We start from the raw sequence: 15,572 nt of genomic DNA, 5'->3' as shown, positions 1-15,572 counted from the left end.
TAGTTGGTAGTAATACTCCTCTTCAAAATTCAGTGAAATCAAAGATAAGGAAATTAGGTGGGAGGTGAACTGATAATAAAAGTCCGATTGGTGAGAGTTGATTAAAGTTTGAGTCCTCCTATTTAAGTAGGGGGGACCCAAGCTTTAAAAAATTATTGTTTTTTTAGCATAGCTCGTCCTTTTTCTATGACAAATTTATAATATTCAAGTTCATATGGATAGATATCTTCAAATGTTATTGTAATAGGTTTAGCGTCTTTGTTTAAAACCGGAATGCCTATTGTAGATAAGGTTTCTCCTTTTAAAAGCTGAAAAAAAGAAGTTGCATTTACTTTCATTACATCTTCAACCTCATCACCTGGAGTAAACGGAAGTGGTCTTGTAACAGCGTGAAAATACATATGGCACATTTCACGGTCAATGAAGTGCGGGGTTTCATGATTGATTTTAAAAATGCCTTTGTATTCTAAATCAGTAGCTCGAAAGGATAGACCTAATTCCTCTTCTATTTCACGAAGACCACCTATTCCTGCATCTTCACCATGCATAATATGTCCAGCAGATGTAATATCCCATTTTCCTGGGAAATCTTTTTTGTTTTTAGCTCGTAATTGGAAGTATAAAAAAATGTCTTCGTTTTCTTTTTCTACAAACCAGCAATGGAATGTTTCGTGCCAATCACCGTCACGATGTACATCATCACGTAGTTTTTTTCCAATTTTGTTTCCTTCTGTATCAAATATCGTTAACCATTCTGTCATTTATATTCCCCTTTCTGTATAGTTTAGTATACAATAATTGTATGTAATTTTGGGAAAATAAAGAAAAATAGTAAGGGGTGTATATTGAATGGGACTGAAGGAAAGAAAAATAAATTCTTTCATTTCAACGGAAGAAGAATTACGTCTTATTTTAGGGTATCCAAGTGAGCGTGCGGTGAAGAAAGTGATTCCATCTCTTGATCATCATTGTCGTGACTTTCTGTCTAAATCTCCTTTTCTAGTAATGTCTACTTCAGACAAATTTGGTCATTGTGATGCATCACCTAAGGGAGATGCACCTGGATTTGTATATGTTTTAAATGAAAATCAAATTGTAATTCCAGAAAGACCAGGGAATCGGCGAGTTGATTCTATTCTTAATATTTTATCTAATCCAAGGATAGGACTTATCTTTTTTATTCCAGGACTTGGGGAATCATTACGAATAAATGGTCGTGCAACTATCACAAAAGACGAAGAAATTTTAGAAAAAATGCAAGTGAATGGCCGTAGTCCACTGGTTGGAATTGTTGTAGAAATAGAAGAATGCTTTATTCATTGTGCAAAAGCATTCATAAGATCTAAGTTGTGGAATCCAGATTCTTGGTTAGAAAAGGAAGAATTGCCATCAGCGGCAAGAATACTTGTTGATCATGCCAAAGTGAATGCAAATGAAGAAGAAGTCGCACGCTCTTTAGAAGAGAGTTATACAAAAAGGTTGTATTGAAAAAATTGTATAGTATGTTGTTAGATAAAGTATATAAATATAATTCATATAAAGGCGTTTTTTCATTGATAATTAGAAAGCCTTGGAAACTAGAAATACAATAATATAAGTTGTTATTATCCGCATAATCCGCACTTTTTTTAATGAAAAGGATGCAGATTTAATAGGTTTAGTGATTGGTGATGATATTATTTCAAGATATGAAATAAGACAGTAATTGTGTTATGTGGAAAAGATTATATAAATATCAAAATAAATATTTTTTTAAAAATAAGCTTGCTTTTTTGAATTATCGTAATTATAATAATTTAACAAATAGACATGAACGAAAAGTAACGATAAGGACACGAGATCATTTTTACGGTTTACAGAGAGGGAGGCCATAGGCTGCGAGCTTCCTAACACGGAAAATAATCTTACCACCTTTGAACTCTGGTAGTGAACGAGTAATCTAGTAATTATTGGCGGTCTCAGCCGTTATCTGATCTTGAGCAATCCAAAGCGAATGTATATTTGGATTGGAACAAGGGTGGAACCACGAAAACACATTCGTCCCTTTTTTAGGGGTGAGTGTGTTTTTTTATATGGAATAAATATTTAAAAATTAAAAAAATAAAAACTTTTCTTGCTTTTTTGTAATATGTACGTATAATGAATTAACAAATAGAACTGAACGAAAAGTAATGATAAGGACACGAGATCATTTTTACGGTTTGCAGAGAGGGAGGCCATAGGCTGCGAGCTTCCTAACACGGAAAATAATCTTACCACCTTTGAACTTCAATAGTGAACGAATAATCTAGTAATTATTGACGGTCTCAGCCGTTATCTGAACTTGAGCAATTCAAAATGAATGTATGTTTGGATTGGAACAAGGGTGGAACCACGAAAACACATTCGTCCCTTTTTTAGGGATGAGTGTGTTTTTTTATACAATTTATTACTGAATTGAAAGGAGGTGCAGTTAGAGTGAGACGATTGATACGAACGAGAACCACCATGGACTGCGCAAATAGGAAGAAAATAATGATCAAATACTTTGAAAAATAGGAGGAGATTTAAAAATGAGAAATGTAGTACATGTTGGAGTATTAGGGCTTGGAACAGTAGGGAGCGGTGTCGTTCATATTTTGAAAGATCATAAGGAAAAAATAAGTCTTGATACAGGATATGAAGTAAAGGTAAAGGCAGTGGCAGTACGTGATGTGGAAAAAGAACGTGATGTTTCAATTGATGGAATTAGGATAACAAGTGATGCAAATGAAATTTTAGAAGACTCTAATATTGATATCGTAGTAGAGGTGATGGGGGGGATCCAAGAAGCAAAACAGGCTATTGTCAGGGCGTTACGTAATAAAAAACATGTCGTAACTGCAAATAAAGATTTAATGGCTGTATATGGTAATGAATTATTAAAATTAGCGAATGCAAATGGCTGTCAGTTGTATTATGAAGCAAGTGTAGCTGGGGGAATTCCAATTTTAAGAGGACTAGCAGACGGCTTAGCTTCGGATCATATAGAAAAGATTATGGGAATTGTAAATGGTACAACAAATTATATATTAACAAAAATGAGTCAAAATGGTTGGTCATATGAACAGGCGCTGCAAGAAGCGCAAAAACTAGGCTTTGCAGAATCAGATCCGTCAGCCGATGTAGATGGACTAGATGCTGCGCGAAAGGTGGCTATTCTTGCAAACTTAGGGTTTTCGATGAATGTTTCTTTAGATGATGTACATGTTCGAGGTATTCGAAATGTAGAAAAAGAAGATTTAGAAATGGCTAGGAAACTAGGTTTTACTATGAAACTGGTTGGGAAAGCGGAGAAGCAAGGTTCAGCTATTAACTTAAGTGTAGCGCCTACTTTATTACCGAGTCATCACCCCCTATCTAATGTGAATAACGAATTTAACGCTGTATATGTACATGGTCATGCTGTTGGTGAAGTTATGTTTTATGGGCCAGGGGCTGGAAAATTACCAACAGGATCTGCTGTAGTGAGTGATATTATTTCAATCGTTAGAAACATGAATCAAGTAGTGAAAAGTCAAGATGTGTTAAAAGAGTTAGTGCCTTATAAATTAAAACAAGATGAAGAAGTTGTTTCGAAATATTTCTTACGTATTTTATTACGGGACGAACCAGGAATGTTTCAAAAAATAACAGAATGTTTCGTTAATGAATCGATTAGCTTAGAAGAAATTATACAACTGCCATTCAATCAAGAGCTTGCAGAAATTGTAATTGTGACACATCAAACTTCAAAGTATCAATTTGAACAAGTTTTAACATTGCTAGAGAATGTAACAAATGAAATAAAAAGTTATTACGCTATTGAGGAGGAAAAAGAATATGTATAAAGGACTATTAAATCAATATGCTTCTTATTTACCGGTGAATGATAATACACCAGATGTAAGCTTGATGGAAGGAAATACACCACTCATTCCACTTCTGAATATTTCTAAAGAATTAGGGATTCATTTATATGGAAAATATGAAGGGGCTAACCCAACAGGATCTTTTAAAGATAGAGGAATGGTGATGGCGGTTGCGAAAGCAAAAGAAGAAGGATCACAAGCAATCATTTGTGCTTCAACAGGCAATACTTCCGCATCGGCAGCGGCATATGCCGCTCGCCTTGGGATGAAGTGTATTATCGTTATACCAGAAGGAAAAATTGCTCATGGAAAGTTAGCACAGGCAATCGCATATGGAGCGGAGATTATTTCAATAGAAGGAAACTTTGATGATGCACTTCGAGCTGTACGCCAAATCGCGGCAGAAGAGCCGATTACATTAGTAAACTCTGTAAATCCATATCGAATTGAAGGACAAAAAACAGCTGCGTTTGAAATTTGTGACCAGTTGCAAAAAGCACCAGATGTTCTTGCTATTCCGGTTGGAAATGCAGGTAACATTACAGCGTATTGGAAGGGATTTTGTGAATATGAGAAAGAAAAGGGGTTCAAGAAGCCGAGAATTCACGGTTTTGAAGCGGAAGGTGCAGCTGCAATTGTTAAAGGTCATGTCATTGATTCGCCAGAAACAGTCGCAACTGCGATTCGCATTGGGAATCCAGCAAGCTGGTCCTATGCTGTAGAAGCAGCGGAGCAATCAAATGGTGAAATTGATATGGTAACAGACGAAGAAATTTTAAATGCTTATCGGTTGTTAGCGAAAACGGAGGGAGTTTTTGCAGAACCAGGGTCAAATGCTTCTCTGGCAGGTGTAATTAAACATGTTCAAGCAGGAAAAATTCATAAGGGCGAGACGGTTGTTGCTGTGTTAACAGGAAATGGTTTGAAAGACCCTGACATTGCTATTGCTTCTAATCATTTGGAGATTGCAAGTGTTTCAAATGATATAGAACAAATAAAAGAACATATTAAAGGAGTGATTGTTTCGTGATTCCATTTAAAGTTCGTGTTCCAGCTAGTACGGCAAATGTAGGTCCTGGTTTCGACTCTGTTGGAATAGCGTTATCATTATATTTGGAAGTAGCTGTGAAAGAAAAGTCAACTCATTGGCATGTTGCACATTCATTTGATTCTTCAATCCCGAATGATGAAAGGAATTTAATTGTAAGTACGGCACTTAAAGTATGTCCTTCCTTATCTCCATATAGAATAGAAGCTACTAGTAATATTCCACTCGCGCGAGGGTTAGGTAGTAGCGCATCAGCCATTGTAGCAGGAATAGAGCTTGCCAATCAACTTGGGGAATTACATTTAACAACAGATGAGAAAGTTCACCTTGCTACGAATTTCGAGGGACACCCTGATAATGTAGCTGCTTCTATTTTAGGAGGTATCGTTATTGGTGCGATGGATGGAAATCATGTGTCTGTTGTTAGAATAGAGAGTAAAGAATTAGGTGTAATCTCTCTTATTCCTGATGAAGAATTAAATACAAATAAAAGTCGTTCTGTATTACCAGAGACATTTCATTTCCATGATGCAGTTCGTGCCAGCGCAGTAAGTAACGTATTAGTGGCAGCATTATGCCAAAAGAAATGGGAAATTGTTGGTGAAATGATGGAAAGGGATCTGTTTCATGAACCATATCGTTCACAGCTTATTCCCTTATTACCAGAAATTCGCCAGTATGCAAAAAAAAATGGAGTATATGGAACTGCGCTTAGTGGTGCTGGACCAGCAGTTTTTATTCTGACTCCGTATGAAAAACGTCAGGAAATTGCTGTGCAATTAGCAAAAATGTTTCCGGTGATGCGAGTTTGTGAGTTAGAGATTGATCATGAAGGAACGGTTGTGAAAAGAGGGCAAGGTGCGGGTTTATCAGTAGGAAAATAAAGTGCTAAAGAAAAAGAGTACAGACTTAATCTAAAAGATTAAGTCTGTACTCTTTTTCTATATTCATTAAAATACTAGAGCTTTTTATAATGAACTACGTTTGTATCTCCAATGATTTCTTTATCATTTAGCATTTGCCACATTCCTGTAACAAACCACCTGTATATTCAGTGGTGGAGGTGCAGAAGATGAAAAAAATGATGACGATATGTCTTCTTACAATAATGACAATCACGGCTTTGACAGGATGCGATTGGAAAGAAAAGAATGTTTCACATGAATTCAAAGCAAAAAAAGTAACATATAAAGATTTTTCGTATGAGGTGAATCCAGAAACGTTTTCTTTAACAATAGACAATGATGGAGTGAAGGAACAAGCATCACAGCCTTTACCGAAAATGAAAGTATCAAAATTGAAAAAAGATGATACACATACATCATGGGAATATCCTGATCAGAAAGTAAAAGTGAATTTGGAAAAGAAAAAAGATCATTTGAATATTGCGATTGAATCTACAGGTGCAGAAAGCTTTACTTGGCCAAAAGTGCAAGCTGAGAATTATACACTTCCTTTATGGGAAGGTAAGTATATTTCGAGTAATGATGAGAATTGGAAGAAATTCTTAAAAGATGAAACGTATTCATTTGCGGAGTCATTTTCAATGAAATTTTTTGCATTAAATGGTTCGAAATATTCCATGATATATGTTGCAAACAATATGTTTAATAACGAAGTGAACTTCCATTCTGATCCGAAAATTAGATTTGATTTCACTCATGAATTTCCGAGTATTAACAAAAATAAATCGTACGGTTTTCAACTGTATGTGACTGATAATGATGCAGTAAATATTGCGAAATTGTATAAGAACAATATTGTAGAGAAAGGTGAATTTAAAACATTACAAGAGAAAGCAAAACAAAATAAAGAAGTCGCAAAGTTATACGGAGCAGCTCATTTTTACTTTTGGAATCAAAATGTTATATCGCAAAGTGATGTAGATTGGCCAAAACTAAGACAACAAATCAATAGTCCTGTATTTGACTGGATGAAAGAATTAATTCAAAAATATAGTAAAGAGCCTGGGGAATTAAATGTATTTGATCAAATTAATAAGCAAGATTTTATTAATAAGTATCAGAAAAATGTTGTTTTACGTTATATAAATGAAGTATTGGGCAGGAAGGAGTTTTATAAAGAAGATATTTTTCAGAAAGTTGATGATGAATCAAATCGGTTATTGAAAAAAGGCATAGATCACTTAACTGAAACGGAATTGTATAGCTTAAATAAACATTTGTTAAAATCTGTACTTGGTGATGCAGTTGAGGATGTTGAAAAATGGGGGAGTGCAGATGGAACAAATATATTAAAAGAGATGAATGAAGCAGGTATTGACCATGCATGGGTTGGACTGCCAAATTGGGAGCAAGGATTCATTCAACCAGAATTTGTGAAGCAAGTTGAGAAAATGGGATACTTAGTTGGTCCATATGATTCTTATCATTCTATTCATGAAAAAGGTGATAAAAATTGGAATACAGCTTCTTTTAAAGATCCTTCATTATTTGAAGGTGCAACGGTTGCGAAAAAGAATGGTGAGAAAATACAAGGATTTTTAGGGAGAGGTCGTAAATTAAATCCTACATTATCTTTGCCTAGTGTGAAAGAACGTGTCAGTGACATATTAAATAATGGTACCCCATTTAATTCCTGGTTTATTGATTGTGACGCTACAGGGGAAATTTATGATGATTATTCTCCAAAACATATTACAACACAAGAACAAGATTTAAGAGCACGTTTAGAACGGATGGGTTATATCGCGAAAGAAAAAGGTATGGTTGTTGGCTCTGAGGGTGGAAATGATTTTGCAAGTCAAGTTATTGCTTTTGCACATGGTATTGAAACGCCCGTTATTAAATGGGCCGATGAAGATATGAGAAAGAATAAGACAAGTCTATATTATGTTGGGGGTTACTGGTCACCAAATCAAAACGTTCCAGAAAAGTACGCAAAACAAGTGCCAGTAAAGGAAGAATATAAGCAAGTATATTTAAACCCAGTGTATTCAATACCGTTATATAAATTAGTGTACAATGACTCTGTAATTACAACTCATCATTGGGAATGGGGCAGCTTGAAGGTAAAAGATGAAGTCGGAAATCGAATGTTATATGAACTATTGTATAACGTTCCTCCTTTATATCATTTAGACGAAGTGGAATGGAAGAAGCATAAAAATGAAATTACGCATCATTTAAAAATATGGGAAGCATTTCATAAAAAAGCAGTAACAGAAGAGATGACGAACTTTGCATATCTTTCAAAAGACAAACTTGTGCAAACAGCTTCTTATGGAAAGGACATAAAAATAATTGTAAACTTCTCTGACCAAGATGTGAAAACAGAAGATACAAAAGTACAAGCAAAATCAGCTGTGATTTATGAAAAAGGGAAGAAAATGATTTACAAACCTGAAATAAATAAACAGTGATAAATGTAGCAGATTCCCACTGGTATGGTAACGAAAGTGCTAATTGGTGGGGATTTTTGTACTATTATATAATGAATAAGGTTGTGGATTTTTTGAAATTATCGTTTGGTATCTTGTTAAAATACAACACGAGAGTATAATGTGAAATGAAATACATATTGATTTTACTTCTTTACAACCAAACCTTACAAAAATGTAAGGTGAATGAAATGAAATTCAATATGAAGATTGATAGACATGGAGTATACTAGGGAAAGAGAAAGAGAGGAGAATAGACATGAGCTCTGAATTAGAACAAAACACAAGAAGTAAAAAGAAACGTTCTAAAAGAAAATCTGTGAAATGGTTCATCTTGATTCCATTTTTACTGCTCGTTTTTGGAGGAGTAGGGTATGGTTCGTTTTTATATAATAAAGCAAACGCGGTTGTAAGTGATGCGTATGCCGAAATTGATAAATCGACTAAACGTGATAAAGAGGTTGAACCGTTAAAAGATAATATTTCTGTTTTAATTATGGGTGTTGATGGAAGCGATATTCGAAAAGGACAATATGGAGAAGCTGTTCGTACGGATGCACTACTATTGGCAACAATTAATAAAGATGATAAATCAATAAAATTAGTAAGTATTCCACGTGATACTCGCGTGTACATTCCATCAAGAAAGAAATTGGATAAAATTACGCATGCTCATGTATTCGGTGGAGTTGAAAGTACACGAGATACAGTAGAGAGATTTTTAAATGTTCCAGTTGACTATTATGTGAAATTTAACTTTGATTCCTTTGTGAAAATTGTAGATTCACTTGGTGGTATTGATATTGATGTACCAGTTACATTTACAGAACAAGATAGTAAAGATCAAGCAGGTATGATTCATTTAGAAAAAGGCTATCAACATTTAAACGGAGAGCAGGCTCTAGCATTGGCGAGAACACGTAAAATGGATAGCGATGCAATGCGTGGTCAAAGACAACAGCTCGTTATTGAAGCGATTGTTAAAAAAGCAATGTCTGTTCAATCAATTAGTAAATTAGGTTCCCTTTTAGATGCAGTTGATAACAACATGAAAACAAACTTAACATTTGATGATATGATTTCCATTACAAGAAATATGGCCGGAACTGATTTGCAAATGGATAAAATGCAAATAGAAGGCACAGATAAACGTATGGGTGGTATATATTACTACATTCCAAACGAAAAAAATGTGCAAGACATCTCTAAAAAGTTGAATGAGCATCTAGGTGTTACGCCAAAAGCGGTTCGAAACTAATTGTAAAAGGTTGGCGCCTAGCCAACCTTTTTTAGTTCATGATATATGGATTATCAGTATTAAATAGATCAAAATACTATTAAAGTTATTTAAAAATGTTTACATATATAATAAAATGCATATATATAGTTAACGAGGAATTACACGAATTAGGATAAAGTGAAACTTTAATCAGTGGGGGGTTCTCCATCCCCGCTGATTATCAGTCCTCACCAATCGGGCTTTTACGGGCAGTAATACTGCCCTAGAATAGCGGGATAAAACTTCCTTTGTATATAGTTTGTTAATGTTCATTTTAGAAGGTTGAAAAGAAATTGAATATACAAATACAAATTGAAAAACCGACTAAAAATCTTTCTTTTTAGATGGGAGAGAGTATTCGTCCATGCGTAGAAGCGGTCAGATTCTCTTCTTGCCTCATACATAAGAAGTTAAAACAAAGAGAGAAAACGAGTGTATGCCACCTTTTGTTCTTCGTGGCAGCGACTTATATGTTAGAAAATTAAAATGGATATACATACTAATATGAATGGAAGAATTATATAAGATTAATAGAAAGGAATTTCATAGAATGGGAAATGTATTTAATGTAAAAAGTATAATAGTTACAATAGTGGCTATTATTGCTATCGCAGTTGGGTATTTTATGTTTCAATCAATCACATCACCGGCCAGGGCAGTAGCAAATCAAGTGAATTCAGTACAGCTTGCAAGCGAGCAGTCAAAAGTGGCGATGAATAAAACAGCACCAATTCAATTTAATGGTCAAGTGAGAAAAGTTGCTTACCTTACATTTGATGATGGGCCAGGAAAATATACGGCTGAACTGTTAAATATATTGAAACAAAATGATGCGAAAGCAACATTTTTCTTAATCGGTGCGAATGTAAAACAGTTTTCAGATTTAGTAAAACGTGAAAAAGCAGAAGGTCATTATGTGGGTATGCATAGTATGACACATGACTTCAAAAAATTGTATACAAGTGGCGAGTATGTGAATGAAATGAAAGAAGATCAAGGCTTAATAGCAAATATTATTGGAGAAGCTCCAAAATTAACACGTCCTCCATATGGTTCCATGCCTGGTTTAAATGAAGCACTTCGTAATAAAGTAGTAGAAGATGGCTTTAAAGTTTGGGATTGGACGATTGACTCTTTAGATTGGAAATATAATAAAATGCCTGTTGATGCTGCTTCAGCCAAAATCGCCCAAAATGTACTTACAGGTGCAACGAATCCAAAAGAAGTTATCTTAATGCATGATATTCATCCACAATCTGTTGCCGCAGTACCAGCAATTATAAAAGGGTTAAAAGAAAAAGGTTATGAATTTGAAGCGTATCATGAAGGTGATCACTTTTCGGTGAATTTTTGGCATGATAAACGTATGTAACATAGGAGGAAATGACGTTGACTTATAGAAAATTAGCACTAGTTGGAGCACTATCAGTAGGATTATTATCAGGTTGTTTTGGCGAGAAACCAGAAGAAAATCTATTTGTTGCATTTGAAAATGCAGCTAAACAAGAAAAGTCGTTATTTGAAGATGCGAAAAAATTAGAGACGTTGGAAAAACAAGGACAAGAATTATATGCTCAAATTATAACAGAAGGAAAAGAGCATAATGAGGCGGTTGTACAAAAACTAGACCAGGCAATTTCAAATGTGGACGAGCGTGAAAAAATATTAAAAAATGAAAAAGATGCATTAGAGAAAGCACAGAAAGAAACGAAATCAGTTCAAAGTAATGTAGAAAAAATTGAAGATAAAAAAATACAAAAACAAGCGAAAAAAGTAGAAGAAGCTTATAAAGATCGTTATGATGCTTTTCAAAAAATGAACGAAAGCTATGTGAAATCAATGGCGATTGAAAAAGAGCTTTATGCGAAGTTAAAAGTAAAAGAAACAAAGTTAAAAGAAATCGGCGAGAAAGTGAAAGCTGTAAATAAATTAACCGAAGAAATGCGAAAAGAAAAAGAGAAGTTTAATAGATATACAAAAGAGTATAACGAAGGAAAACTAGCATTCTATAAAGAAGCGGAAATTAAGGTTAAGGAACAAAAATAAAGTATATAAATCCAAATAAAAAAACGACATAATCTTTTTCTTTTTAGGCGGGAGAGAGCATTCGGCCATGTATCGAAGTGGTCAGATCCTCTTCCTGCCCTATGCCAAATGAAAACAGAGAGAGAAAACGAGTGCAAGTCACCTTCTGTTCTTCGTGGCAGCGACTTATATGTCGAAAAATCAAAATGGATTTATATAGTATGATTTTAGGTAATACGAAAATGTAAGGTGTAAGGATCAAATATGAAAAGATTCATACAATACCTAAATCAAATAATATAGACAAAAAAGCTGGAAGAACATTTAAATTATAATGTTTTTTACGGCTTTTTTTACTTGCAGGACAGAAAAGACTGGAATTGAAATTCTAAAAGAGTTATAGTTTAGTATTTAAGGGAAAAAATGATGTTTAAGAAAAGAAATGATGAACATCATATAAGTAAGGAGAATGAAAAATGACATATGAATTTTTACTCAAATTAGGTTTGGCACTCTTTTTAGGCTTATTTATAGGAATTGACAGGCAGCTAAAGAATAAACCGCTTGGTGTGAAAACAAGTATGGTCATTTCTGTAGCGAGTTGTTTAATTACGATGGTTTCGATTGAATCGGTGAATGTTTACTCTTCACCAGGACATACAAATATGGATCCGATGCGTTTAGCAGCTCAAATTGTGAGCGGCGTTGGTTTCCTTGGAGCAGGTGTAATTTTAAGAAGAAATAACGATGTGATTTCAGGATTAACAACGGCATCGATGGTTTGGGCAGCATCTGCTTTAGGTATTGCAATTGGCGCAGGTTTTTATTTACAAGCAACAGTTGCGATGATTTTAATTATATTGGCTATTAATGTACTGCCACACATTGTTAAGATTGCTGGCCCTTATTCTTTAAGACAAAGGGATTTGGCAATTAAAATTATCGTAAAAGAGCACCGAGAATTGGATGGTATTTTTAAGCAAATTAAAAACTTAAACATGCAAGTGAAGCGTGTGAAAATTAAAGATATTGACAGTGAATCTCAGCAATTAGAAATGGTTATATTAGCACCTGAAGATTTATATACAACCGAATTATACAGTTCATTAAAAGAAATTGATCATATTGTTTCGGTTGAAGTTGAAAGTAGATAAAGTTTTTGTTGTGAAAACCTTCCAGTTATGAATTGAAATTGGGGGTTTTTCTTGTTGTATTAAATGCCAGAAAAATAATATGAGGGAACTTTATGCTTTACATTTCTATACAAAATCAAATAAAATATTCATTAATAAATAGACTGAATTTTCTTTATTTCGCATAGGGGGGTGAAAAATTGTTATATTCAGAATTTGTTTCTGAAACAGAGATGATATTGGAATCTTTAATGGATGATTTAATTGTAACAGATGTAAATGGGACGATTCTAAAAGCGACACAATTTACCGCTGATAGATATGGAATTAAGTATGAAAGTTTAATCGGTGCTTCTATTTTTGAGTTGGAACGAACAGGTATTATTACTCCGATTGTGACACCGTTAATCATACAAAAAAAAGAGAAAATCACAGTTGTTCAGCTTACAAAGACAGGAAATAAATTGCTAGTAACAGGAATACCTTTATTTGATGAAGAAGGTGAAGTGTATCGAGTAGTAAGTTATTCTTATGATGTTTCGGATTTGATAGAAATTCAGAAATACTTAGATCATATGCAAGAGGAACTGGAGCGTGTGAAAGAGGAAGCTCAACTTGCATTGCGTGAAAAAATTACATCAGTGGGATTAATTGCCGGTGATCCTGCTATGTATAAAGTAATGGAGACAGTACATCAAGTTGCAGAGGTGGATGTAAATACAGTTCTGCTTGGGGAATCAGGAGTAGGAAAAACGGCTATTGCTCGTTATATTCATGATAAAAGTCCAAGAAAATATGGCCCTTTTATTGAAGTGAATTGTGCTGCTATACCTGAGTCTTTATTTGAGGCTGAATTCTTTGGGTATGAAGCAGGCTCTTTTACAGGGGCGAAAAAAAATGGGAAACTCGGATTTGCAGAACTAGCTCACGGGGGGACTTTGTTTCTTGATGAAGTAGGAGAGCTTTCACTTGAACAACAAGTAAAGCTTCTTAAGCTAATTGAAGAAAGACAGTTCTATCGTGTAGGGGGTACGAAGCTTAAAAAAGCAGATTTTCGTCTTATTGTCGCAACAAATCGTGATTTAGAAGAGCTGGTAGTGAATAAAAAATTTAGGCAAGATTTATATTTTCGTTTATACGTTGTACCAATTTTGATTCCTCCATTACGTGAACGACCTAAAGATATTATGAATTTGATGTATTTATTTTTGAATAAATTTTGTACTCAATATAAAAGGAAGCGGGAACTGGATCAGGCAGTCATACAAATTTTATTACAGCAAAAGTGGAAAGGAAATGTAAGAGAATTAATGAATATAATAGAACGGCTCGTGATTACATCACATTCAAAACTTATTACCATTGAAAATATACCAGATTACTATAAATTTAGGAGTGGTGATGAATTCGTTACAAAACCGTCTCAAACCCTTACAGAAATACTAGAAATGGTAGAGAAACAAGTATTATTTGATGCTAAGAAAAAATATAAAACGACTGTGAAAATAGCAGAGAATTTAGCGATAAGTCAGCCTTCTGTAGTAAGGAAATTGAAGAAGTATAAGATAAATTAAAGTTATGAATTGTGAGAAGATGGATGAAATATTTTCGTCCATCTTCTTCTTTTTTCTAAATTGGTATGATATTTGCATTAATAAACAATACAGAGGGGGAGAGAACATTGCCTTCTATATAAATACTTATTTTCAATGCCTTATGATTTAGCAAAAGAAAAATAAGTAGGGGATAAATTGATAAGCCGATCTTTATTAGTATGAGGTAAAGAATATCCCATTAATGGAAGAATTATTTTATTTAAATTAGTAGGAAAATAAATGGTAGGAGTGAGAAAATGTATAAACCTAAGGATTCTGCTATGTCACCTCGTTTTTGTGGAGTGAAAACGTTTATGAGACTAGAACAAAAAAATACTACTGAAAATGTAGACTTTGCAGTGTTAGGAATTCCCTTTGATACTGCACAGTCATATCGTGTGGGAGCACGTTTAGGGCCAAATCATATTCGGAGCTTTTCGAGTTTATTACGTCCATATAATCCAGATCAAGCGATTGATATTTTTGACTATTGCTCAGGTGTAGACTATGGAGATTTAGATATTGTACCTGGTAATATTCATCGTACATATGACAACATTGTAGAAGGTTTAACACCTTTATTAGAAAAAAGGATTGTACCAATTATATTAGGTGGAGATCATTCTATTTCATTAGGAAATTTAAGAGCATTCGCAAAGCAATTTGGACCTATAGCACTTGTTCATTTTGATTCTCATAGCGATACATGGGATCATTATTATGGAGAAAAGTATATGCATGGAACTCCATTTCGGCGGGCGGTTGAAGAAGGACTTATTAATACCAGTCATTCTATTCAAATAGGGATGCGTGGTCCTTTGTATGGGCCAAATGATATAGAGGATGCAAGAGAGTTAGGTTTTGAAGTTATTCCAATGAGAGAAGTGCGGAAAATTGGATATACAGAAGTGTTACGGAGAATTCATGAACGAGTAAAGGATGCAGTAACCTTCGTTTCATTTGATATTGATTTTATAGATCCTGCATACGCACCTGGAACGGGAACGCCTGAAATTGGTGGACCTACAACGATTGAAGCAGTGGAACTTGTGCAAGGATTAGATGGATTACATATTGTTGGATTCGATTTAGTAGAAGTGTTACCTGCGTATGATAGTGGGGAAATTACAGCAATTGCGGCATCAAGCATTGCATATGAAATGATTACTCTTGTAGCGATGCAAAAACGACGTAATTTCGTAAGACTAAAATAATATGTATTG

Annotated in this window: 12 protein-coding genes and 2 other annotated features; of the genes, 11 read left to right on the top strand and 1 reads right to left on the bottom strand. The window is 34.3% G+C overall.

What is annotated here, in order from left to right; all coding sequences use genetic code 11:
- Positions 1-152: 152 nt before the first annotated feature.
- The gene (locus J4P91_RS07525) at positions 153-761 is read right to left on the bottom strand and encodes an NUDIX hydrolase (RefSeq protein WP_207993449.1); all 609 of its coding nucleotides are present in this window, start codon (positions 759-761) and stop codon (positions 153-155) included.
- Positions 762-849: 88 nt separating this feature from the next.
- On the opposite strand from J4P91_RS07525, the gene J4P91_RS07520 reads away from it, so the two are divergent.
- The 11 genes from J4P91_RS07520 to speB all read left to right on the top strand — a co-directional run bounded on the left by J4P91_RS07520 (position 850) and on the right by speB (position 15,563).
- Entirely contained in the window at positions 850-1,488 is a 639-nt protein-coding gene (locus J4P91_RS07520) for a pyridoxamine 5'-phosphate oxidase family protein (RefSeq protein WP_207993448.1), read from the top strand.
- A 326-nt stretch (positions 1,489-1,814) separates the two neighbouring features.
- Positions 1,815-2,048, top strand: a binding site (T-box leader).
- Between the two features lie 114 nt (positions 2,049-2,162).
- Positions 2,163-2,396 (top strand) — a binding site (T-box leader).
- Positions 2,397-2,552: 156 nt separating this feature from the next.
- Positions 2,553-3,848, top strand: coding sequence for a homoserine dehydrogenase (locus tag J4P91_RS07515; RefSeq protein ID WP_207993447.1), 1,296 nt, complete (start codon positions 2,553-2,555; stop codon positions 3,846-3,848).
- Positions 3,841-4,899, top strand: a complete 1,059-nt coding sequence (gene thrC / locus J4P91_RS07510) for a threonine synthase (protein WP_017152162.1) — start codon at positions 3,841-3,843, stop codon at positions 4,897-4,899. The genes J4P91_RS07515 and thrC overlap by 8 nt, the downstream gene beginning before the upstream one ends.
- On the top strand, positions 4,896-5,801 hold the full coding sequence (gene thrB, locus J4P91_RS07505; RefSeq protein ID WP_017152161.1) for a homoserine kinase: 906 nt from the start codon (positions 4,896-4,898) through the stop codon (positions 5,799-5,801). Before thrC ends, thrB begins: the two co-directional genes overlap by 4 nt.
- Positions 5,802-5,989: 188 nt before the next feature.
- Positions 5,990-8,299, top strand: a complete 2,310-nt coding sequence (locus J4P91_RS07500; RefSeq protein ID WP_207993446.1) for a glycoside hydrolase — start codon at positions 5,990-5,992, stop codon at positions 8,297-8,299.
- Positions 8,300-8,576: 277 nt separating this feature from the next.
- Positions 8,577-9,575, top strand: coding sequence for an LCP family protein (locus J4P91_RS07495; protein ID WP_207993445.1), 999 nt, complete (start codon positions 8,577-8,579; stop codon positions 9,573-9,575).
- A gap of 571 nt (positions 9,576-10,146) precedes the next feature.
- The gene (locus J4P91_RS07490; protein WP_207993444.1) at positions 10,147-10,968 is read left to right on the top strand and encodes a peptidoglycan-N-acetylglucosamine deacetylase; all 822 of its coding nucleotides are present in this window, start codon (positions 10,147-10,149) and stop codon (positions 10,966-10,968) included.
- A 17-nt stretch (positions 10,969-10,985) separates the two neighbouring features.
- Positions 10,986-11,642: a YkyA family protein gene (locus J4P91_RS07485; protein WP_207993443.1), complete on the top strand. Its 657-nt coding sequence runs from the start codon at positions 10,986-10,988 to the stop codon at positions 11,640-11,642.
- A 455-nt stretch (positions 11,643-12,097) separates the two neighbouring features.
- Positions 12,098-12,775: an MgtC/SapB family protein gene (locus J4P91_RS07480; protein WP_207993442.1), complete on the top strand. Its 678-nt coding sequence runs from the start codon at positions 12,098-12,100 to the stop codon at positions 12,773-12,775.
- A gap of 179 nt (positions 12,776-12,954) precedes the next feature.
- Positions 12,955-14,328, top strand: coding sequence for a sigma-54 interaction domain-containing protein (locus J4P91_RS07475; RefSeq protein ID WP_207993441.1), 1,374 nt, complete (start codon positions 12,955-12,957; stop codon positions 14,326-14,328).
- A 278-nt stretch (positions 14,329-14,606) separates the two neighbouring features.
- Complete coding sequence (speB, locus tag J4P91_RS07470) at positions 14,607-15,563, top strand: agmatinase (RefSeq protein ID WP_207993440.1); 957 nt, start codon at positions 14,607-14,609, stop codon at positions 15,561-15,563.
- The last annotated feature ends 9 nt before the right edge of the window (positions 15,564-15,572 follow it).

Origin of the sequence: Bacillus sp. XF8 (genome assembly GCF_017498755.1) — a bacterium.
Lineage (GTDB): Bacteria > Bacillota > Bacilli > Bacillales > Bacillaceae_G > Bacillus_A > Bacillus_A bingmayongensis.
Note: the sequence above shows the minus strand (reverse complement) of the source record. Positions and strands in the feature narration are given on the sequence as shown.

Coding starts and splice junctions, on each gene's coding strand:
- J4P91_RS07495 (WP_207993445.1), top strand. CDS start 8,577: ATGAGCTCTGAATTAGAACAAAACACAAGAAGTAAAAAGAAACGTTCT.
- J4P91_RS07525 (WP_207993449.1), bottom strand. CDS start 761: ATGACAGAATGGTTAACGATATTTGATACAGAAGGAAACAAAATTGGA.
- J4P91_RS07490 (WP_207993444.1), top strand. CDS start 10,147: ATGGGAAATGTATTTAATGTAAAAAGTATAATAGTTACAATAGTGGCT.
- J4P91_RS07520 (WP_207993448.1), top strand. CDS start 850: ATGGGACTGAAGGAAAGAAAAATAAATTCTTTCATTTCAACGGAAGAA.
- J4P91_RS07515 (WP_207993447.1), top strand. CDS start 2,553: ATGAGAAATGTAGTACATGTTGGAGTATTAGGGCTTGGAACAGTAGGG.
- thrC (WP_017152162.1), top strand. CDS start 3,841: ATGTATAAAGGACTATTAAATCAATATGCTTCTTATTTACCGGTGAAT.
- J4P91_RS07500 (WP_207993446.1), top strand. CDS start 5,990: ATGAAAAAAATGATGACGATATGTCTTCTTACAATAATGACAATCACG.
- J4P91_RS07480 (WP_207993442.1), top strand. CDS start 12,098: ATGACATATGAATTTTTACTCAAATTAGGTTTGGCACTCTTTTTAGGC.
- speB (WP_207993440.1), top strand. CDS start 14,607: ATGTATAAACCTAAGGATTCTGCTATGTCACCTCGTTTTTGTGGAGTG.